The 21,384-nt window shown below is 41.6% G+C and carries 17 protein-coding genes; 4 read left to right on the forward strand and 13 right to left on the reverse strand.

Going from position 1 to position 21,384, the window contains the following annotated elements; genetic code table 11:
- On the forward strand, window positions 1-702 hold the full coding sequence (locus tag A9479_RS04080; protein WP_064662751.1) for a 3'-5' exonuclease: 702 nt from the start codon (window positions 1-3) through the stop codon (window positions 700-702).
- Window positions 703-775: 73 nt separating this feature from the next.
- On the opposite strand, the gene A9479_RS04085 is transcribed toward A9479_RS04080, so the two are convergent.
- The 4 genes from A9479_RS04085 to pxpB form a co-directional block, all read right to left on the reverse strand.
- Window positions 776-2,356: a BCCT family transporter gene (locus A9479_RS04085; protein ID WP_013464887.1), complete on the reverse strand. Its 1,581-nt coding sequence runs from the start codon at window positions 2,354-2,356 to the stop codon at window positions 776-778.
- Window positions 2,357-3,154: 798 nt separating this feature from the next.
- Window positions 3,155-4,819, reverse strand: coding sequence for an asparagine synthase B (gene asnB / locus A9479_RS04090; RefSeq protein ID WP_033103477.1), 1,665 nt, complete (start codon window positions 4,817-4,819; stop codon window positions 3,155-3,157).
- Between the two features lie 295 nt (window positions 4,820-5,114).
- The gene (locus A9479_RS04095) at window positions 5,115-6,056 is read right to left on the reverse strand and encodes a biotin-dependent carboxyltransferase family protein (protein ID WP_064662752.1); all 942 of its coding nucleotides are present in this window, start codon (window positions 6,054-6,056) and stop codon (window positions 5,115-5,117) included.
- Window positions 6,053-6,709, reverse strand: a complete 657-nt coding sequence (pxpB, locus tag A9479_RS04100; protein WP_013464891.1) for a 5-oxoprolinase subunit PxpB — start codon at window positions 6,707-6,709, stop codon at window positions 6,053-6,055. Before pxpB ends, A9479_RS04095 begins: the two co-directional genes overlap by 4 nt.
- Window positions 6,710-6,887: 178 nt before the next feature.
- On the opposite strand from pxpB, the gene msrA reads away from it, so the two are divergent.
- Complete coding sequence (msrA, locus tag A9479_RS04105; RefSeq protein WP_064662753.1) at window positions 6,888-8,174, forward strand: peptide-methionine (S)-S-oxide reductase MsrA; 1,287 nt, start codon at window positions 6,888-6,890, stop codon at window positions 8,172-8,174.
- A gap of 642 nt (window positions 8,175-8,816) precedes the next feature.
- Here msrA and A9479_RS04110 read toward each other — a convergent pair.
- The 9 genes from A9479_RS04110 to A9479_RS04155 form a co-directional block, all read right to left on the reverse strand.
- Window positions 8,817-9,695 carry a LysR family transcriptional regulator gene (locus A9479_RS04110; RefSeq protein WP_013464894.1) on the reverse strand — a complete coding sequence of 293 codons (879 nt, stop codon included), beginning with the start codon at window positions 9,693-9,695 and terminating at the stop codon, window positions 8,817-8,819.
- 247 nt (window positions 9,696-9,942) lie between these two features.
- Window positions 9,943-10,599: a 3-oxoacid CoA-transferase subunit B gene (locus A9479_RS04120; RefSeq protein ID WP_013464895.1), complete on the reverse strand. Its 657-nt coding sequence runs from the start codon at window positions 10,597-10,599 to the stop codon at window positions 9,943-9,945.
- 15 nt (window positions 10,600-10,614) lie between these two features.
- Entirely contained in the window at window positions 10,615-11,313 is a 699-nt protein-coding gene (locus tag A9479_RS04125; RefSeq protein ID WP_013464896.1) for a CoA transferase subunit A, read from the reverse strand.
- A 29-nt stretch (window positions 11,314-11,342) separates the two neighbouring features.
- Entirely contained in the window at window positions 11,343-12,239 is an 897-nt protein-coding gene (locus tag A9479_RS04130; protein ID WP_064662754.1) for a hydroxymethylglutaryl-CoA lyase, read from the reverse strand.
- Window positions 12,239-14,230, reverse strand: a complete 1,992-nt coding sequence (locus A9479_RS04135) for an acetyl/propionyl/methylcrotonyl-CoA carboxylase subunit alpha (RefSeq protein WP_064662755.1) — start codon at window positions 14,228-14,230, stop codon at window positions 12,239-12,241. Before A9479_RS04135 ends, A9479_RS04130 begins: the two co-directional genes overlap by 1 nt.
- 8 nt (window positions 14,231-14,238) lie before the next feature.
- Window positions 14,239-15,009 (reverse strand): enoyl-CoA hydratase/isomerase family protein, encoded by a 771-nt coding sequence (locus tag A9479_RS04140; protein ID WP_016899945.1) that lies wholly within the window; start codon window positions 15,007-15,009, stop codon window positions 14,239-14,241.
- Window positions 15,010-15,021: 12 nt separating this feature from the next.
- Entirely contained in the window at window positions 15,022-16,629 is a 1,608-nt protein-coding gene (locus A9479_RS04145; protein WP_024600979.1) for a carboxyl transferase domain-containing protein, read from the reverse strand.
- A 10-nt stretch (window positions 16,630-16,639) separates the two neighbouring features.
- Entirely contained in the window at window positions 16,640-17,815 is a 1,176-nt protein-coding gene (locus tag A9479_RS04150) for an isovaleryl-CoA dehydrogenase (protein ID WP_013464901.1), read from the reverse strand.
- Window positions 17,816-17,852: 37 nt separating this feature from the next.
- Window positions 17,853-18,287, reverse strand: a complete 435-nt coding sequence (locus A9479_RS04155) for a MerR family DNA-binding transcriptional regulator (RefSeq protein WP_008114692.1) — start codon at window positions 18,285-18,287, stop codon at window positions 17,853-17,855.
- A gap of 329 nt (window positions 18,288-18,616) precedes the next feature.
- Here A9479_RS04155 and A9479_RS04160 point away from each other — a divergent pair, with 329 nt between their 5' ends.
- Window positions 18,617-19,798: an acetyl-CoA C-acyltransferase gene (locus A9479_RS04160; RefSeq protein WP_064662756.1), complete on the forward strand. Its 1,182-nt coding sequence runs from the start codon at window positions 18,617-18,619 to the stop codon at window positions 19,796-19,798.
- 70 nt (window positions 19,799-19,868) lie between these two features.
- A complete protein-coding gene (locus tag A9479_RS04165) occupies window positions 19,869-21,359 on the forward strand; it encodes a CoA-acylating methylmalonate-semialdehyde dehydrogenase (RefSeq protein WP_028835264.1) in 1,491 nt (496 codons plus the stop codon).
- The last annotated feature ends 25 nt before the right edge of the window (window positions 21,360-21,384 follow it).

Raw genomic sequence — 21,384 nt, forward strand, 5'->3', positions numbered from 1 at the left:
ATGGCTAAATCAACGTTAAGGTGGCCACAGCGTTACGAGCAGTTATTGCAAAGTGCTCAAAACCCGCTGCTTAAAGACTTTTATCAACAAGCGTTTACCAATCAGGATACAGCTCTAAAAGATGTGCCATTTGTGGCGCTCGACTTTGAAACAACCGGTCTTGATGCCAATAGTGATGATATTGTTAGTGTGGGGCTGGTGCCTTTTAATGTAAATCGTATCTACTGCAAAGATAGTCGCCACTGGGTGGTGCAACCTCGACGAGATTTAAGTGAAGAGTCAATAGTTATTCATGGAATTACTCATTCAGAAGTGGATGAAGCCCCTGATCTTAATCGAATTTTAGCGCCACTGCTTGATGCCCTTAAAGGCAAAGTGGTGGTGGTACATTATGCTGCAATAGAACGTCATTTTTTTTATAACGCGCTACTTATGCGTATAAAAGAGGGCATTGAGTTTGCACTAGTTGATACGATGGAAATAGAAAGGCGGGCGCTTAAAGCGCGGCAGGGGTTATTAGGCAGGCTGTTTAATTCAAAGCTAGGATCACTTAGGTTAAGTGATACACGGGAGCGTTATTCATTGCCATTGTATCAAAACCATAATGCGCTTACTGATGCATTAGCCACTGCCGAGCTGCTGCAAGCGCAGCTGAGTTACCACTATAGATCAGACACGCCAGTGAGTGAAATTTGGCTTTAGCTATTGAAGCATTACTGTTAAAAATAGAGCACAAAAAAAGCCGCAATTTGCGGCTTTTTTATTATGGAATGTGTTATTTAACTGGGCGAGGCTCAGTTCGTAAACCTAAAATTAAGCTTACACACATCAATAACAATACAATGGTAAATGGCAGACCGGTTGATATAGCCCCCGCTTGCAGTGCTTCAATCGCTTGAGTGCCACCAATCCAAAGTAATGCAGCAGCAATAGCACCCTCAACAGACGCCCAAAAAATACGCTGTGGTACCGGCGCATCAATCTTACCACCTGCTGTGATTGAATCGATTACAAGTGACCCTGAATCAGAAGAAGTAATAAAGAATACCAGTACTAAAACAATAGCAATGAAAGATAAAACGTTTGCCATTGGCATTTCATCAAGCATTTGGAACATCGCCATAGGCACACTTGTTAAACCGTCAGTTCCTAGGGCACCAATTCCATTAACTACTTGGTCAATTGCGATGCCGCCATAAATAGACATCCATAAGATAGTGACTGCTGTAGGAATAAGTAGTACAGCGGTTAAAAACTCACGAATTGTACGACCACGTGAAACACGGGCAATAAACATACCTACAAACGGTGACCACGAAATCCACCAAGCCCAATAAAATACTGTCCATCCATGCATCCATGTTTCATCTTCACGACCATGTGGGTTACTTAACGGAATAATGTTTTCTACATAGCCCATTACCGTGTTTGGTATATTACCCATAGATACAGCAAAACCAACTAAACATACAAATACCAGTAGCACTAAAGCAATAAGCATATTGACGTTACTTAGTAGCTTAACGCCACCATCAATGCCTCGAATAACTGAGACAATGGCTAATAACGTCACCCCTGTAATAACCAGAATTTGTGAACCTACGCCACCTTCAAGGCCAAATACGTGGTTAATACCCGCTGAAGCTTGTTGAGCACCTAATCCTAAAGACGTTGCCAAACCAAATAAGGTCGCAAGCACAGCTAAAATATCGATTATATGCCCCGGCCAGCCCCATGCTTTATCACCTAAAATAGGGTAAAAAATTGAGCGTATAGAAAGCGGTAAGCCTTTATTGTATGTGAAAAACGCTAAAGAAAGCGCGACAACCGCATAAATGGCCCAAGGATGAAGACCCCAGTGGAACATAGTTGCGCCCATTGCAAGCTTTGCTGCTTCTGGGGTGTTGGCAGCCACATTAAGCGGTGTTTCATACCAGCCGGTGTAATAAGCCACCGGTTCAGCAACTCCCCAAAACATTAAGCCAATACCCATACCTGCTGCAAATAACATTGCCAGCCAAGAAATACGAGAGTGAGATGGTTTAGCATCGTCGCCGCCTAAACGGATATTGCCGTAAGGCGAAAAAATTAAAACTAAACAAAAAATAACAAAGAAGTTAGCAGCCCACATAAACAGGCCGTCAAAATTATTAATAATATCGGTTTTAATACCATCTAGCGTCGTTTTAGCAACTTCGGCATCAGATACTAATACGGCAATTAAAAACAGCGCTATTAACCCTGCACTTATTCCGAATACAGGGTTATGTATATCAAACCCCCATTTTTGCACGTTGTCTTGACCTACGGTGTAGTCTGTATTGTCAATACTGTACTTGTCATGATTCTCGCTCATGCAATACCTCATTGGTTAATGAAACAGGCTGGCTTAATGCCAGTTTTTTATAGTTCACTGTATTCGTCTTATTAGATTCTTTGCCAAAGCTAACAACACGAATAATTAGAAGACTAACTAATTTAATTGCCCATCATACCTTTACTGCTAGGGGAGTTAAATATTAAATACGAAAGAATTAACACTTTGCTAAAATTTTGAGCTGACTTTGTCTTTTTATTGTACATGTCTGGTCGCTAAGAAAATGAAAACTAACGCGTTAGCACTTTATTTTATAGTAGTAAATAGCAATGAATGCAAAAGCTAAGTTAATGAATATTCATATTAATAGGGCGTATAAACAGATAAATCACTTAATTGGATACGCTAAAAGCGTACTCTGATTTTTAAAACTAAGAGTAATTTGTTAAATGGGCTTTTTTATGACTTTTTAATTACATTTTTATAGCTTTGGATTTTTAGCCAAGGGGAGGTTAATAGAGTCAGCAATGATAATAGCGATGTTAAAGTAGTTTTTATAAAAAAGTGGCTTATTTATTTTGCGGTTTAAACTAATTTGGCTTCCTCGTTTATTTTGACGATTAACAGCTTAACTCACAAAGAGGATAAAGTGACGCTGAGCCTTTAGAGAAGTAACAAAACCACATAATTAAACAAAAATGATGAGGCAGAATGGCTTTTGTTTTCTCATTTTCTTCTCATTCACTTCTCTCAGTACAATAAAACCTATAGAAAATCATACGCAAAGACAGCAAAAACGCTGCAGCTTTAACACTGCAGCTTAGGATGGTTAAATTTTTATTTGTACGCTTCGTTATGAACGCCTGCGGCGCGTCCTGATGGATCGGCATTATTTTGAAATGATGCATCCCATGCAAGTGCTTCTGGGGTTGAACACGCAACTGATTTACCATGTGGTACACACTTAGCCGAGGCATCGCCTGGGAAGTGCGACTCAAAAATACTGCGGTAAAAATACGCTTCTTTAGAGTCTGGGGTGTTAATTGGGTATTTAAATTTGGCATTCGCCAATTCTTGATCCGTTACTTGCTCATTAACAAACTCTTTTAAGGTATCTATCCAGCTGTAGCCAACGCCATCAGAGAATTGCTCTTTTTGACGCCATAACACTTCATCTGGGAGGTATCCGTCAAAGCCTGCACGTAAAATGTGTTTTTCAATTTTGCCGTCTTTACACATCTTAGCTTCAGGGTTAATGCGCATTGCCACATCAACAAACTCTTTATCTAAAAATGGTACGCGTGCTTCAACACCCCAAGCCGCCATTGATTTGTTGGCACGTAAACAGTCAAACATATGGAGCTTTGAAACTTTACGGTTCAGCTCTTCATGAAATTCTTTTGCATTAGGCGCTTTATGAAAATATAAATAACCGCCAAATAATTCATCTGCACCTTCACCTGAGAGCACCATTTTTATACCCATGGCTTTAATTTGACGGGCCATTAAGTACATTGGAGTTGATGCACGAATGGTGGTTACATCGTAAGTTTCAATGTGGTAAATCACTTCTTTAAGTGCATCAATACCTTGTTGAATAGTAAAGATAATAGGGTGGTGAATAGTCCCTATCATATCAGCTACTTTTTGCGCTGCGGCTAAATCGGGGGAGCCTTCTAAACCCACCGAAAAGGAATGCAGTTTAGGCCACCAAGCATCACTTTCATCGTTATCTTCAATACGTTTTGCAGCAAAGCGTTGGGTAATAGCGGAAATAACCGATGAATCTAAGCCACCCGATAGCAATACGCCATAGGGTACGTCACACATAAGCTGGCGCTTAACCGCCGCTTCCAATGCATCTTTTACATCTTCTGCTTTGGCATCGTTGTTTTTAACAGCGTCGAAGCGTTGCCAATCACGTTGATAGTAAGGGGTTAATTTGCCGTCTTTGCTGTAAAGGTAATGCCCCGGCGGAAACTCTTCAATATGCTTACAAATAGGTGAGAGCGCTTTGAGCTCTGACGCTACATAAAAGTTACCGTGCTCATCGTGACCTGTATACAGTGGAATAATACCAATGTGATCGCGACCAATTAAGTACGCGTCTTGCTCTTCGTCATATAAACAAAAAGCAAAAATACCATTTAAGTCATCTAAAAATGCCGGTCCTTTTTGTTTATACAGGGCTAAAATCACTTCACAATCTGACTGGGTTTGAAAATCAAAGTCGACCTCTAAATTAGCGGCCAGCTCTTTGTGGTTATAAATTTCGCCATTAACCGCTAAAATATGGGTTTTTTCTGGGTTGTAAAGGGGTTGTGCACCGCTTGATACGCCAACAATGGCCAAGCGCTCATGCACTAAAATTGCTTTATCAGATGAATACACACCAGACCAATCTGGCCCACGATGACGTAACAGTTTAGACATTTCGATTGCCTGAGTGCGTAACTGGCTGGGATCCGATTTAATATCGAGTACACCAAAAATTGAACACATAATTTTTCCTCATTCCTATTAAGTGCCTACGATAGCGAGTTTGCTAAAGACTAACCTTGTTTTATCAGAAATAAATAACTAAGTCACACGGCTTTTTTAAATTAATAAGAATAATTTATGCACCAAACAAGTTACTGGTGCACCAACATGGTGAGGTCGATAGTGTGATAGCAACGAATTGTACAATTTTTAATTTAAAACCGGCAGGGTTTAGCGTTTCATGCTGATGTAAATTTATATTTGCACCAAGTGGGTGCAAATATAATCATTAAGAAAACAGCGTTATCGTATTATGTTAATTAGCCCAATAGCGATTTAAACTCAGTTTAAGCTGAGATAGATGCGCATCGAGTTTACTTTTTGCCGTGGTTGCTTGTTCAAGCGTTACAAACTCAAAAGTAATAGAATCGGCGGTTCTAAACTGAGCAAACTGATGTAAATCCGCCTCTATTACATGGCCTATCAATGGGTAGCCCCCGGTTGTTTGTGCATCATTTAACAGCACAATTGGGTTGCCATCAGGTGGGAGTTGCACGCTTCCCGGTGCTACCGCGAGTGAGTGCAGTGAGAGCGAGTGTTGCATTATTTGGCTGTTATTATGATCTAAGCGTACTCCCATTCGATTACTATTCGGGTTAATAGTAAATGAGGTGGTACAGAAAGCGTTTATACACTCAGGTGTAAGTAGTTCATGATGTGGGCCTTGATGTAGCCGAATAACTTTTCGTTTAGGCGGTGTTAATGCACCTTTATTGCATAGCCAAGGCTGAGTATATGGGGTTATTTTTATAATATCGTCGCTTTGTAATGCTCGGCCATTAAAACCACCAATGGCTGCCCCTAAGTCGGTTGATTTAGAACCCATAACTTCAGGGCATTCAATTCCACCTTTTACGGCAATGTAAGCTCTGGAACCACCGCGTCCTGTATCAAATTTAAGTGTTTGTTTTGCTTTTACCGGATAACTCCACCCGGGGTAAACGGCTTGAGCGTCAAGTTTAGCGTTTAAGTCGGCTCCATGCAGAGCAATGACGGTATCGCACTCAAATTGCAATTCACATAACCCAACGGTGAGTTCAAGTACGGCATCGTTATCGTGATTATTTACTAAGCGATTGGCAATAATGTGCGCATAGGCGTCTAAGCTACTCGAGCGGCTAACCCCTAAATGACGAAAACCCACACGGCCTAAATCTTGGATTGTAAGCTGTATACCGGGTTTGATTACTTTAATCATTGTTTACTCCTTTTAACAGGCACAAATTCAAGGGTGTCACCGGGTTTAAATAAACAAGGGTTTGAGGCGGTTGCATCAAATAAACAGGCATCAGTATGAGCAATAATATGCCAGCCACCAGGTGAGTTTTCAGGGTAAATGCCTGTTTGGTCTGCCCCAATCGCAATCGCGCCTTTAGGAACACTGACTCGTGGGTTATCACGCCTTGGGGTAAACAGTTGAGAATTGAGCCCATGTAAATAAGGAAAACCGGGCACAAAACCTAAAAACAACACATGGTAAATTTCTTTACTGTGTAAATTAATTACCTCATCTATTGTTAGCTTGTGATAATTAGCCACATAGTTTAAATCTTCACCTTGGTAATAGGTGTCTATTTTATGATGCTGACTTTCAAAGGCGTAATCATCAACCTCATCCCATAGTTTGGTTAAGGTGTTTTGCCATTGATGTAAATTACTGGCTGATTTTAAATACAAGGTTAATGAGTTCATTCCGGGGACTAAATCTATAAACTCATTGGTGTTTTTACAATACTGTGACAGCGCCCAGAGTTTTTTTTGCGTCGCAAGTATGTGTTGTTCGCTGTAGTGAGAAACATCAAAAAGCAGACTAGAATTTGTTAATATTTTTATACTTGGCAAAGTGCTCATACAGATAACTTATTAATATTGTTTGTATTTAAGCTATCACAGTCGTTGTGCTATTACGATATTAATAGACAAACTCGGATCGATTAAATTCCCGTCTTCGTAAAGTTTTATTGCGTGTGAAATTTATTCTTGCGTTTAAAGGTCTGCTCAAAGGTAACTAAAACTAAGAGGTCATCGTATGTTTAAGCGGGTAATACTATCGGCGTTTGCCATTGTGGGCTTACTAAGTGCAATGAGTGCTATATCGTCAGATGAAATAATCAAACCAAATGATTTAGATGCAACCATGCATGTTGAAAAAATAGTGCTGGGTTCGGGCTGTTTTTGGGGTGCAGAAAAACGCTACGAAGCACTTAATGGTGTGTTAGACGCTGAATCGGGTTACGCCGATGGCCGGGGGTTTAAGCCAACCTATAGAAATATCACTAAGTTATCCCGTCGCTTTGATGAAGATAATTACGCCGAAGTGGTGCAGGTTACCTTTAATAGTAATATTATTTCAGCAAGAGAGCTGTTGCAAAATTACTATGAGAGCCACGATCCAACGCAAAAGAATCGTCAAGGTAATGATGTAGGCACGCAATATCGCTCTATTATTTTAACCACTACCGATCAGCAAGCGAGCATCGCAAAAGCGGTCACGAGTGAGTATCAGCAATTATTAAGTAAAGCCGATTATGGAAAAATAGTGACGCAAATAAAGCCACTTGAGCGCTTTTATTCGGCTGAAGAGTATCATCAAAATTACCTTGAAAAAAATCCAAACGGCTATTGCCCTGATCATTCAACCGGTGTTGTATTTACTCAAAGTGATAAACCGAAGGTAGATAATACTGCATTATTAAATGGCAAACAGATTGTTATTTTAGACTCGCAAAGTTATTGCCCTTACTGCGAAAAGTTTAAAGCGGCCGTTGCCAATGATTATAAAGGCACAATTCCAATGACTTTCCGCCATGCTGATCAGCTTGATGGGTTAACGATTAAATCGGCGACATGGGCTACACCTACCATATTATTTTTAGAAAATGGGGTTGAGGTATATTCTCGCCAAGGCTACATGAACCCAGAGCAATTTTATGAAGCATTAGGTGCGTTTAAGCTTGGCAACAGTGAAGCTTATAAGGTGGCTTTTAATGCTAAAACCGACAGCCCTTACTGCAAAGAATATGATATTTTTAAAAACACGCCCGATGGCATCTTTATTGATAAACTAAGCGGTGAGCCATTATTTGATACCCGCGATAGATTTAACTCAGGCACCGGTTGGCTTTCATTTACCCACCCAATAAAAGACAGTGTAACCCAACATGAAGATAATAGCTGGGGAATGCAGCGCATTGAGCTTAAGTCTAAAAGTACCGGTATTCACTTAGGGCATTTATTTCCGGGTGAGGGGCCTAGAGGGCAAGATAGATATTGTATTAATGCGACTGTTTTAGAATTTGTAGCCAGAAAACAGTAAATTTTAAGCAAAAAAAAGCAGCGATGATTAAGTAGATACTTAACGGTCGCTGCATTTCAATTGACAACATCTTCACACACAATAAAGATTCGGGGGTTTGTATTAGTACAAAACTAACTCTGGCTTATTGTTGTTGATGAGAATGAAAATAAAAACAACCCAAGCTCAGTCACCACCGGACTTGAGTTGTTTTTTACACTGACAACATCTTCACACACAATAAAGATTCTTAAGTTTATTGGCGGGTGCAAGGGTAAAAATAAAAACAACTCAAGCTAAGTCACCACCGAACTTGAGCTGTTTTTTACACTGACAACATCTTCACACACAATAAAGATTCTTTTTTACTAGCTCGTTGTTACAAACTAATGAAATCTGATTTTGGTAACACGTTTTATATTTTTTAGCGTGTTGCCGTTTGGTTGAGTTAACTTTAGAGCTTTTACTCAATTTCGACAAGCGATAAAAACAAAACTAATAAGTGAAAAAAACTAACTTATGGGGTTTTAGATTTTTCCAATATGTAAAGTACTGATAAATAGACGCTTTTGATTTTTTCCGGTAGGGGGATTTTAAAAATAAAAGTTGCACACTTTAAAATTAGCTAATAAGCGCTCAACAAGAAGCGCTTAATTGAATGTGCTATTTAGTTTGCCTAAAGGTGTTAATCACCCATTTCGCAAACAAATCGAGAGGGTGATTAGCGGTACTTGAGCCATGCTGAACTAAATAATATTTGTCTTTTGTTGTTAGTGGTTGCTCAAACAGTTTGTAAAGCCATTGCTCATCCAGCCAGCTTTGGCTTATTGGTAAAGGAATAAGCGCGATGCCCATACCTTGCTGTGCAGCGCGTGCAACGCCAAACATACTATCTATTTGAATAATTTGTGCAGGGGAAAAGTCATCAATACCGACTTTTTCAGCCCATTGATGCCATGCCCAAGGCCGTGCTTTATGCACAATAAGCGGCACTTGATTGAGCGCCTGGCAGTGATCGTTTTGCCACTGATCGAGCAGCTTTTTATTACACGCTGGAATATATTCTAAATTAAATAACTCAGTAGCCAGCCCATCAAGCGGTTTACTTGAAGATAAAATGATTGATAAATCACTTTGGCGAGTCAGCTCTTTGCGCGTTTTAAGGGTGTCCATGTGTAAATTAATATTAGGATGCTCACTCGTCCACTCACTGAGTTTTGGCATTAGCAATTCACTGGCAAAAAACTCGGGCAGGGTAATGGTTAAATTTACATTTTGTTGTAACTGACTAAATTCGGTAATGGTGCTTTCCAGCATATTTATAATGGGGTAAATCGCTTCAAAAAAGTTTTTTCCAGCTGGCGTTAAGCTTATGGAACGGGTTTGCCTTTGAAATAAATCAATGCCCAGCTGCTCTTCTAGCTGCTTTATTTGATGGCTGACCGCCGATGGCGTTAAATACAGCTCTTTGGCGGCATGTTTAAAACTTAAGCTTTTTGCGGCAAAACAAAAAGAGCGAAGGCCGCGAATAGGTGTTTGCATGGTATCCAATATAAAGTTATTTCAATCACCTTATTACAGGCAATTATTAAACCAAAAATAAAAGTTAACTATATCAGTTATTTAATTTTTTTATTAGGGCGAATTCACCTAAGTGGTGCGTTAAATTCTCACTATAGTGCAAAAGCTAAAATAAAGGCAAAAAAAATCCCTCTTGCGAGGGATTTTGGGTAACTCAGCGCCATTGGCACTGGGAATGAGGTCGGTACAGGGTGAAATTGTGAGTAGTTTAAAACACCATCTCAGGAATATCACCGTCAACAAGCAATTTACCTGCCGTTTTACTAATAATTTCATCAACTGATACGCCTGGTGCGCGTTCTAGCAAATGAAATGCGCCGTCTTTAACTTCTAATACGGCTAAATCGGTTACTATTTTTTTAACACAGTTAACGCCCGTCAGCGGTAACGTACAGCTTTCTAATAATTTAGAATCGCCGTGTTTACTGGCATGGGTCATAGTAACAATAATGTTTTTTGCACCAGCAACTAAATCCATTGCTCCGCCCATGCCTTTTATTAATTTTTTAGGGATCATCCATGAGGCTATAGACCCGTTTTGGTCTACCTCAAATGCGCCCAGAACCGTTAAGTCTACATGACCACCCCGTATCATGGCAAAACTATCTGCACTATTAAATATAGCTGCACCGGTAGCTGCCGTCACGGTTTCTTTACCCGCGTTGATCATATCGGCATCTACAGTGTCTTTAGTTGGGTATTCACCCATACCTAATAGGCCATTTTCGGACTGTAGCATAACTTCTATGCCATCGGGTACATAGTTTGCGACGAGTGTCGGAATACCTATGCCTAAATTAACATAGTACCCATCTTGTAGCTCTTGAGCGACGCGCATTGCGACTTGTTCACGTGATAATGCCATTTTAAGTGCTCCTGCTTAATCTCGTGTGGTAACACGTTCAATGCGTTTTTCAAAGTTGCCCTTGATCACGCGATTTACAAAAATGCCAGGGGTATGAATTTGACTTGGCTCTAGCTCACCGGGTTCAACAATCTCTTCCACTTCGGCAACGGTAATTTTACCTGCGGTTGCGGCCATTGGATTAAAGTTCATTGCGGTATGGCGAAATACTAAATTACCGTAACGGTCTGCTTTCCATGCTTTTACAATGGCAAATTCGCCCGTGATTGACTCTTCTAAAATATAAGGGCGACCATTAAATTCTTTTACTTCTTTACCCTCAGCTACTGGCGTACCGTAACCCGTGGCGGTATAAAAAGCAGGAATACCGGCACCACCAGCACGCATTTTTTCTGCTAGAGTACCTTGCGGTGTTAGCTCTACATCAATTTCGCCATTAAGTAGTTGTTGTTCAAAAAGAGCATTTTCGCCCACATAAGAGGCAACCACTTTTTTAATTTGTTTGTCTTGTAATAAAAGCCCTAAACCAAAGTCATCAACGCCGCAATTGTTCGATACGACCGTTAACTCTTTGGTTTGCATTTTTTTAATTTGTGCTATTAATCCCTCGGGAATACCGCATAAACCAAAACCACCAGCGATGATAGTATCGCCGTCTTTTAAACCTTCCATTGCAGCTTCGTAACTCGAAACTACTTTATCAAAACCGGCCATGAGTGACTCCTCATTCTATGCTATTGCAATTATTGTGTGTGTAATGCCACTGAAACTTTACTAACAGGCTGTTTATTAAGCGCATTAGTAATTTGCCAACCTGCTTGTGCAAGCCTTTTTAAATCAATTCCATGTTCAATGCCAAGCCCTTGCAGTAAGTAAACAACATCTTCGGTGGCAACATTTCCTGACGCACCCTTAGCGTAAGGGCAGCCACCAAGGCCAGCAACGGCAGCGTCAACCGTTGAAATACCTAGGCTTAAGGCAGCGTAAATATTTGTGAGCGCCTGTCCATATGTATCATGAAAGTGTACTGCAAGCTTACTTTTATCGATATGCTTGAGCAGCAATGTAAGCAGCTCAGTTACTTTACCTGCGGTGCCGACACCAATAGTATCGCCAAGGCTCACTTCATAGCAGCCAAGTGCTAATAACTTTTGTGCCACGTTTAAAACAACCTGAGGGTCAACGTCTCCCTCATAAGGGCAGCCTAAAACACAGCTTACATAGCCTCGAACGCGTATATTATTCGCTTTAGCAAAAGTTATTACCTCGCTAAAACGATCAATACTTTGCGCTATTGAACAATTTATATTTTTTTGACAAAACGCTTCGCTGGCCGCCGTAAATATAGCAAATTCTTTAATACCAACAGCATGCGCAGCTTGTGCGCCTTTTAAATTTGGCGTTAAGGCACTTAAATTAATCTCTGGAAGATCAAGGGCACTGATCACTTCGCTTGAGTCTGCCATTTGTGGCACCCATTTGGGAGATACAAATGCACCAGCTTCTATGTCTTTTAATCCCGCGGCGGCGAGGGCATTAATAAGTGTTACTTTATCTTCAGTGCTGACGGTTTTTTCGTTTTGTAAACCATCACGTGCACCCACTTCAACAATACGAACTTTGTTTGCAAAGGCACTCATTAAGCACCTTCCTGCACAGTCGTATCTTCAACAATGGCTAACAGTGCGCCGTGTGAAACTAGTTCACCTTCACCAAAGCAGTAACTCTGTAATATGCCGTCATGCGGTGCATTAAGTGTATATTCCATTTTCATGGCTTCAATAATAACAACGGCATCACCTTTGGTGATAGTGCTACCTACTTCAATTAAATGTTTTACTACCGTGCCATTGAGTGGCGCAGCGAGCGGCAGCGCGTCATTTTCGTGTGAACTAATATAATGTTTATCAACACATTCAAACTTAGTTTGCAGTGCTTTATTCATTACAGTAATTTCATTGTCAGTTATGCTGACATGCGCACTGTGCTTTTCACCGTTAATAAATACGTTGCACACACCATTATTTAGCGTCCCTTGTACACTGTATACGCCCGCGCTGTGTGTCACATTGTAACCCTGCGCTGTTTTGACGGCGCTTAGCGGTAAAGCTACAAATGGGATTTTAATTGCCTGCGGTGCATTTAAAGTAAACCCACTCAGTTGTTGCCAAGGGCTGGCACTATTGTTTTGTGCTTGGTGCGTGTTTAACGACTCTAAATAGGCAAAAGCGGCAATAAGCTGGCTTGATAGCAATAATGACTCATCAACTGCAGCGAGTGAATCACCTTGCTCAGCAATAAAGTGTGTACTTGGCGCGCCTTGTTTAAAACTTGCGTGGCAAGCTAAGTTATGTAAAAAGCCAATATTGGTACTAAAGCCTGCTAAATGAAATTGCTCAAGCGCCTGTTGCAAACGAGAAAGCGCTTGTTCGCGATTATCATCATGAACAATTAACTTTGCAATCATTGGGTCGTAGTAGGGGCTTATTTCATCACCTTGGGCAATCCCGGTATCTATGCGTACAAATTCACTATTAACGGGGACATGTAGCGCTTCAATGGTGCCTGAGCACGGAATAAAGTCATTTGCAGGGTCTTCGGCGTAAATACGCGCTTCAAAGCTATGGCCTTGCAGTTGAATATCAGATTGCTTTAACGGCAGTGTTTGCCCGCCCGCTATATTAATTTGCCAGTTCACTAAATCAACGCCGGTTACCATTTCGGTCACTGGGTGCTCTACTTGCAGGCGAGTGTTCATTTCCATAAAGAAAAATTCATTACCGCAAAGTAAAAACTCAACAGTACCCGCACCACGGTAATTAATGGCTAATGCACAGCGAACAGCCGCTTCGCCCATTTCTTTACGCAGCGCGTCAGATAAACCTGGAGCAGGGGCTTCTTCAATCACCTTTTGGTGTCGGCGTTGCAACGAACAGTCACGATCACCCAAATAAACACAATTACCGTGATTATCTGCAAATACTTGTACTTCAACATGGCGAGGTTGATTAACGTAGCGCTCTAATAGCACTAAATCGTTACCAAAACCGGCAATGGCTTCACGTTGGGCGCCTTCAAGTGCAGCTATAAAGTCTTTCGGCTTTTCTACCACTCGCATCCCTTTACCGCCACCGCCAAAGGCCGCTTTGATAAGAACAGGGTAACCAATTTTTTCAGCCTCAGATTGCAAAAAAACAGGGTCTTGTTTATCACCATAGTAACCAGGTACCAAAGGAACGTTTGCCGCGGCCATTATTTCTTTAGCACGGGTTTTTGAGCCCATTGCTTCAATACTCGTTGCTGGTGGGCCAATAAAAGCAATGTTATTTGCTTCACAGGCTTTAGCAAATTCACTGTTTTCTGATAAAAAGCCGTAGCCTGGATGAATGCAATCAGCGCCACTGGCTTTAGCAACCTGCAAAATTTTATCTGCGACTAGGTATGAATCTTTACTTGGCGCAGCACCAATATGGTAGGCTTCGTCGGCCATTTTTACATGTTGCGCGTTTTTATCTGCATCTGAATACACCGCAACCGTGGTTAAGCCCATTTGCTTTGCGGTGCGCATAATACGACAGGCAATTTCGCCACGGTTAGCAATCAGAATTTTTTGTAATTGTACTGTGTTCATAATGCGTCCTAGAGTTGCCATTGGGGAGGGCGTTTATCAAAAAAGGCGCTCAGTCCTTCTTGGCCTTCAGTTGATACACGAATTTTAGCTATACGCTCTGCAGTCAGTGCAATTAGCTCCTCGTTTATCTCTTTATTGGCAACATCGTTAATAAGTGCTTTTGCGGCTTTAACGGCAATAGGGCCGTTATCAATCAAGGTTTGCAGCAAATTATCGAGGGCTGTCTCTAAGTTCCCAGTAATTTGATGCACTAAACCCAGTTGCTTTGCTGTGTGGGCATCAAACACTTCTGCAGTTAAAAAATATCTGCGTGCAGCACGCTCACCAATGGCCTTAATCACATAAGGGCTGATCACGGCAGGTATTAGCCCAAGTTTAACTTCACTTAAACAAAATTGTGCATCGTCTTTACTAAGCGCAATATCACAGCAGGCAATTAAGCCTAATGCCCCACCAAAGGCGGCACCTTGTACCGCACAAATTGTAGGATGCGGGCTCTGTGCTAATACTTGCATAAGTTTAGCCAGTTGCATTGAATCAGCTAAGTTATCGTTATAGTTATTATCTGCCATCGATTTCATCCAGGCTAAGTCGGCACCGGCTGAAAAATGTTTACCTTCGGTTTTGAGTACTAAGGCACGAATATCGAGTGTATTAGCATGTTCAATACATTGAATAAGCTCATGGATAACGTCGCTATTAAACGCATTACGTTTTTCTGGGCGGCTTAAAACGAGTACAGCCACATTAGATTTTGTTATTTGTAGTGTTACTGACATTGTGCGCTCCGGTTACATTCTAAATACGCCAAACTTAGACTCACGCTGTGGTGCATTTTTAGCTGCTGTTAATGCAAGCCCTAACACATTACGTGTATCGACAGGGTCTATAATGCCATCGTCCCATAAGCGGGCACTGGCATAATAAGGATGACCTTGTTGTTCGTATTGACTAATAATTGGCTTTTTAAAATCGCTAACTTCTTGCTCGCTCATGCTTTCGCCTTTACGGGCTAATCCATCTTGTTTAACTTGTGCCATAACACCTGCAGCTTGCTCACCACCCATGACTGAAATACGGGCATTTGGCCACATCCACATCATGGTCGGTTCAAATGCACGGCCACACATTCCATAATTGCCGGCGCCATAAGAGCCACCAATAAGCACGGTGAATTTTGGTACATCAGCACACGACACCGCCATCACCATTTTAGCGCCATGTTTAGCAATGCCTTCGGCTTCGTATTTTTTACCGACCATAAAGCCAGTAATATTTTGTAAAAATACCAATGGAATGTTGCGCTGAGCACACAGCTGAATAAAGTGCGCGCCTTTTTGCGCCGACTCACTAAATAAAATACCGTTATTAGCCACTATGCCCACAGGGTTGCCATAAATGCTGGCAAAGCCTGTCACCAATGTTTCGCCAAAGTAACGTTTAAATTCATCAAAAGACGAGTCATCGACAGTGCGGGCTATTACTTCACGCACATCAAATGGCTTTTTAAGATCAGTACCAACAATGCCGTAAAGCTCGTTAATATCGTAACGGGGAGCTTTTACGTCATCTAATAATGGGGCGGTAGGGCGTGTGTAATTAATTCGCTCTATGCATTGGCGTGCAATTGATAATGCATGCGCATCATTTTCAGCGTAATGATCGGCCACACCCGATGTTTTACAATGAACATCGGCGCCGCCAAGCTCTTCTGCGGTAACTTCTTCACCGGTTGCCGCTTTTACCAGTGGTGGGCCTGCTAAAAATATAGTGCCTTGCTCTTTAACAATAATACTTTCATCGGCCATAGCAGGAACATACGCACCACCTGCGGTACATAAGCCCATAACCACTGCAATTTGTGGAATGCCTTTACCCGACATACGTGCTTGATTGTAAAAAATACGCCCAAAATGCAGTTTATCTGGAAATACATCGTCTTGCTCTGGCAAATTAGCACCGCCAGAATCAACTAAGTAAATACACGGTAAGTGGCAACGCTCAGCAATATCTTGTGCGCGTAAATGCTTTTTAACAGTAAGGGGGAAATAGGTGCCACCTTTAACTGTCGCGTCGTTTGCAATCACCATACATTCAACGCCTTTCACGCGACCAATACCTGCAACCACACCGGCACAAGGTATCTCTTGTTCATACACACCAAATGCAGCAAATTGCGATATTTCTAAAAAGGGTGAGCCTTCATCTAATAAAGTACTGATACGGTCACGAACAAACAGCTTTCCTCTGCTTTCATGGCGCTCTTTAAGTGCAGCGCCACCACCTAAGCTAATATTGGCAACTTTATCGCGTAAATCATCCACCAGCGCCGACATATTTTTGTGGTTTTGCACAAAACTAGGATCGTGGGGATTAACGCTCGATTTTAAAATCGTCATAAATTAATCCTTAACGGCTTTCAGTAAATAATTCACGGCCAATCAACATGCGGCGTATTTCTGAAGTGCCTGCGCCAATCTCGTATAATTTCGCATCACGCAGTAAGCGACCTGTTGCGTATTCGTTTATGTAGCCATTGCCGCCTAAAATTTGGATTGCATCAAGGGCCATTTTAGTTGCAAGCTCTGCAGCGTATAAAATTGCGCCAGCTGCGTCTTTACGGGTGGTTTCGCCGCGATCACAGGCTTTTGCTACTGTGTACACATAAGAGCGGGCTGCATTCATTTGTGTATACATATCGGCAATTTTGCCTTGAATTAACTGAAATTGACCAATAGGACTGTCAAACTGCTTACGCTCATGAATGTAAGGCACCACAATGTCCATACATGCTTGCATAATTCCTAACGGGCCTGCAGCTAAAACAACTCGCTCGTAATCAAGGCCGCTCATAAGTACCTTAACGCCTTCGTTTAAGTTACCTAAAATGTTTTCTTCGGGTACTTCGCAGTTATCAAATACCAGTTCACAGGTATTTGATCCGCGCATACCGAGTTTGTCGAGTTTTTGTGCGGTAGAAAACCCCGGGAAAGTTTTCTCAACAATAAAGGCGGTAATACCTTTCGCACCGGCGTTTAAATCTGTTTTTGCGTAAATAACCAGAGTATCAGCGTCAGGGCCATTGGTGATCCACATTTTATTGCCGTTTAAAATGTACTTATCGCCTTTTTTCTCGGCTTTAAGTTTCATTGATACAACATCAGAGCCTGCGTTAGGCTCACTCATGGCCAAGGCACCAATGTGTTCACCGCTAATTAGTTTAGGTAAGTATTTTTCTTTTTGTGCTTGTGATCCATTACGGTTTATTTGATTAACACACAGGTTTGAATGCGCACCATAGCTTAAGCCAATAGAGGCACTTGCACGGCTAATTTCTTCCATGGCAATAACGTGCTCTAAATAACCTAAACCCGCACCACCAAATTCTTCATCAACGGTCATGCCTAAAACGCCCATTTCACCCATTTGCGGCCAAAGTTGATTGGGAAACGCATTATCAAGATCTGTTTTTTCAGCTAGTGGGGCAATTTCTTGACTTGCGAAGCTATTAACATGACTGCGGATCATGTCCGCTGTTTCGCCAAGACCAAAATTCATTTCTTTATATAGTGAAATAGTGCTCATGATTCATTCCTGTGTGTTTGATGACGTTTATTATATTTTATTCATCTATTTTGCTAAGCGTGTCGCGACAACGACGTTCTGCGGTAACCAACTCCATTAGTACAACTTTAATGTCGTCCATTTGTTGAGATAGGTCGGCCTTTTTTTCGCTGATGAGGTCAAGCATAGTAACTAACTGTTTAGCGCTTGATTTGTCTGCATCATAAAGTTCAAACAAACGACCGGTTTCAGCCAAGGTAAACCCTAAACGTTTACCACGAAGTATTAACTTTAGGCGTACTTTATCGCGCTTTGAGTAAATACGAGTTTGGCCGTTGCGCTCTGGCGATATAAGCCCTTGGTCTTCGTAAAAGCGAATAGAGCGCGTGGTAATATCAAATTCTTTCGCTAATTCGCTGATACTAAAAGTTTGTTCGTTTTTAGCCGGCTCATTGGCTGAATTTGCAAAGTTTGTTTGATTATCTGATTTCATTGTAATGTTTACCTCATTCGAATATCACCAATATAAGTGAAGTTTACGTAAAGGTAAAGTACGATCTGGTTGTTATACTTTAGACGTACAAAATAAATGCGGATTTACAGTAGAAGTTGAGTGTTTATAAACGTTATAAGCCATTTTAGGAGGTTGTAATACATTTTTAGCAAGCTTGCTTTACAGTTTTTACACTAATTAGAAAGTTGATTTTAGATTTACGTTGGCGTAAACGTAAATTTTATGTATGCTCGTATTTATCAGATTAGTTTAAACATTAAGCTAAACATAATAAAACATGTTTGCGGTAATTGAAAATGGAGCCTTTTATGTCTTTCGAAAGCGTTGTAATTGTAGCAGCAAAACGCACCCCAATGGGTGGATTTATGGGCGCACTAAGTGATGCGCAGTCTACCGAACTAGGTGCTACGGCAATCGCAGGTGCACTTGCTCAAACGGGTTTAAGCAATGATGCAATTGATGAAGTGATTATGGGCTGTGTATTACCAGCCGGTTTAGGCCAAGCGCCTGCACGTCAAGCAATGCTTAAAGCGGGGCTTGCACTTAGCACCGGTGCTACCACTATTAATAAAGTATGTGGCTCGGGTTTAAAAGCGGCCATGTTAGCGAATGACCTTATTAAAGCAGGTTCTATTGAATCAGCCATTGCCGGTGGTATGGAAAGTATGACTAACGCGCCGTATTTTATTCCTAAAGCCCGTGGCGGCATGCGTATGGGCCACGGTGAAATAAAAGATCATATGATGAGCGATGGCCTTGAAGATGCTTACGACAATAAAGCAATGGGTTGTTTTGCTCAAGACACGGCTGATGAATATGGCATTGGCCGTGAGCAAATGGACGCGTTTGCACTGGGTTCGTTAAGTAAAGCAAACGCAGCCATAGAAAATGGTAGCTTTGACAACGAAATCGCCCCTCATACTATTAAAACCCGCAAAGGTGATGTAACAGTTTCAATTGATGAACAACCTGGTAATGCTCGCCCTGAAAAAATCCCAAGTTTACGTGCAGCATTTAAAAAAGACGGCACTATTACTGCGGCAAACTCATCGTCTATTTCAGATGGTGGCGCAGCACTGATTTTAATGAGCGAATCAAAAGCAAAAGCAGAGGGTTTAACGCCACTGTGCAAAATTGTGGCTCACAGCACGCATTCTCAAAAACCCAGTGAATTTACCGTAGCGCCTGTTGGTGCAATGAACAGTGTGCTTGAAAAAGCAGGGTGGACAACCGCAGATGTTGACCTATGGGAAATTAACGAAGCGTTTGCCATGGTTACCATGCTAGCTATTAACGAGTTAAAGCTCGATGAAAGCAAAGTTAATGTTAACGGTGGCGCTTGTGCATTGGGTCATCCTATTGGTGCCAGCGGTGCGCGTATTTTAGTAACACTTATCCATGCACTTAAAAACCGGGGTCTTAAAAAGGGCGTAGCCTCTTTATGTATTGGTGGCGGTGAAGCCGTTGCTATGGCCGTAGAAGCACTTTAACTAATAATAAAGCCGCAGCAACTATAACAAAAACGCTGCTGTACCCAATTTAATCAATAGGATTTTAATTATGCACCAAGTACCCTTACTCATTAACGGCGAATTTATTCAATCAACTTCAAATGAACTAATTGATGTTGTAAATCCTGCTAATCAAGAAGTGTTAGCGCAAGTACCTTGTGCTACAGACGCTGAAATGGACGCGGCTATTGCCTCTGCCAGCGAAACGTTTAAAACGTGGAAAGACGTACCAATCACAGAACGTGCGCGCATTATGATGAAATACGCGGCGCTGTTAAAAGAAAACCATGATGAATTAGCCACTATTATTTGTCATGAGCTAGGTAAAACATTTGAAGATGCAAAAGGCGATGTGTGGCGTGGTATTGAGGTAGTTGAGCAAGCTGCTAATGCACCATCATTAATGATGGGCGAGACGATGGAAAACGTAGCGCGTAAAATCGATACCTATTCATACATGCAGCCACTAGGTGTATGTGCAGGTATTACCCCATTTAATTTTCCGGCCATGATCCCACTTTGGATGTTCCCACTGGCAATTGTGTGTGGTAACACCTTTATTTTAAAACCGTCTGAGCAAGACCCACTTACGCCTATGCGCTTAGCTGAGCTATTTATTGAAGCCGGTGCACCAAAGGGTGTTTTACAAGTTGTGCACGGTACAAAACCACAAGTAGACCGTTTATTAGAAGACAAAGCGGTTCGCGCTATTTCATTTGTAGGTTCATGTGGCGTTGGTGCATACATTTATTCTAAAGGCACACAACATCTAAAACGTGTGCAAGCCTGTGTGGGCGCTAAAAACCACATGGTAATTATGCCTGATGCAAGCAAATCGCATGTTGTTAATAACCTTGTGGGTGCCTCTGTAGGTGCGGCAGGTCAGCGTTGTATGGGTATTTCAGTGGCGGTATTTGTTGGCCAAGCAAAAGACTGGGTTGATGAAATTAAAGCTGGCTTTGAAGGTGTACGCCCAGGTGTTTGGGATGATGCAGAGGCTGCATATGGCCCGCAAACATCACCTGCAGCAAAAGCGCGTATTTTATCACTGATTGCCGATGGTAAAGCACAAGGCGCAACCTGTTTAATTGATGGCTCTGACTTTACTGTTGAAGGGTTTGAGCAAGGTAACTGGGTAGGCCCAACGTTATTTACTGATGTAACCAAAGAGATGAATCTTTACAAAGAAGAGATTTTTGGCCCAGTACTGGCGTGTATGTTTGTAGATACGCTTGAAGAAGCCATCGCCCTTATTAACGAAAGCCCTTACGGTAACGGTACCTCATTATTTACATCAAGTGGTGCAGCTGCACGTAAGTTCCAACACGAAATTGAAGTGGGTCAAGTGGGTATTAATGTGCCTATTCCTGTGCCTTTACCATTTTTCTCGTTCACGGGTTGGAAAGGATCATTCTATGGCGATACTCACACCTATGGTAAACAAGGTATTCGTTTTTACACAGAAACTAAAACGATTACCTCTCGTTGGTTTGAGGATGACATTGCCTCAGGTCCAAACATGAGTATTAATCTTAAATAATATTGCACTGAATAATTAATAAAAA

Source organism: Pseudoalteromonas sp. MQS005, assembly GCF_001661605.1.
Taxonomy (GTDB): domain Bacteria; phylum Pseudomonadota; class Gammaproteobacteria; order Enterobacterales; family Alteromonadaceae; genus Pseudoalteromonas; species Pseudoalteromonas tetraodonis.

Excerpts from the sequence above, each read along its gene's own strand:
- A9479_RS04080 (WP_064662751.1), top strand. The coding sequence starts at position 1 with ATGGCTAAATCAACGTTAAGGTGGCCACAGCGTTACGAGCAGTTATTG.
- A9479_RS04085 (WP_013464887.1), bottom strand. The coding sequence starts at position 2,356 with ATGAGCGAGAATCATGACAAGTACAGTATTGACAATACAGACTACACC.
- asnB (WP_033103477.1), bottom strand. The coding sequence starts at position 4,819 with ATGTGTTCAATTTTTGGTGTACTCGATATTAAATCGGATCCCAGCCAG.
- A9479_RS04095 (WP_064662752.1), bottom strand. The coding sequence starts at position 6,056 with ATGATTAAAGTAATCAAACCCGGTATACAGCTTACAATCCAAGATTTA.
- pxpB (WP_013464891.1), bottom strand. The coding sequence starts at position 6,709 with ATGAGCACTTTGCCAAGTATAAAAATATTAACAAATTCTAGTCTGCTT.
- msrA (WP_064662753.1), top strand. The coding sequence starts at position 6,888 with ATGTTTAAGCGGGTAATACTATCGGCGTTTGCCATTGTGGGCTTACTA.
- A9479_RS04110 (WP_013464894.1), bottom strand. The coding sequence starts at position 9,695 with ATGCAAACACCTATTCGCGGCCTTCGCTCTTTTTGTTTTGCCGCAAAA.
- A9479_RS04120 (WP_013464895.1), bottom strand. The coding sequence starts at position 10,599 with ATGGCATTATCACGTGAACAAGTCGCAATGCGCGTCGCTCAAGAGCTA.
- A9479_RS04125 (WP_013464896.1), bottom strand. The coding sequence starts at position 11,313 with ATGGCCGGTTTTGATAAAGTAGTTTCGAGTTACGAAGCTGCAATGGAA.
- A9479_RS04130 (WP_064662754.1), bottom strand. The coding sequence starts at position 12,239 with ATGAGTGCCTTTGCAAACAAAGTTCGTATTGTTGAAGTGGGTGCACGT.
- A9479_RS04135 (WP_064662755.1), bottom strand. The coding sequence starts at position 14,230 with ATGAACACAGTACAATTACAAAAAATTCTGATTGCTAACCGTGGCGAA.
- A9479_RS04140 (WP_016899945.1), bottom strand. The coding sequence starts at position 15,009 with ATGTCAGTAACACTACAAATAACAAAATCTAATGTGGCTGTACTCGTT.
- A9479_RS04145 (WP_024600979.1), bottom strand. The coding sequence starts at position 16,629 with ATGACGATTTTAAAATCGAGCGTTAATCCCCACGATCCTAGTTTTGTG.
- A9479_RS04150 (WP_013464901.1), bottom strand. The coding sequence starts at position 17,815 with ATGAGCACTATTTCACTATATAAAGAAATGAATTTTGGTCTTGGCGAA.
- A9479_RS04155 (WP_008114692.1), bottom strand. The coding sequence starts at position 18,287 with ATGAAATCAGATAATCAAACAAACTTTGCAAATTCAGCCAATGAGCCG.
- A9479_RS04160 (WP_064662756.1), top strand. The coding sequence starts at position 18,617 with ATGTCTTTCGAAAGCGTTGTAATTGTAGCAGCAAAACGCACCCCAATG.
- A9479_RS04165 (WP_028835264.1), top strand. The coding sequence starts at position 19,869 with ATGCACCAAGTACCCTTACTCATTAACGGCGAATTTATTCAATCAACT.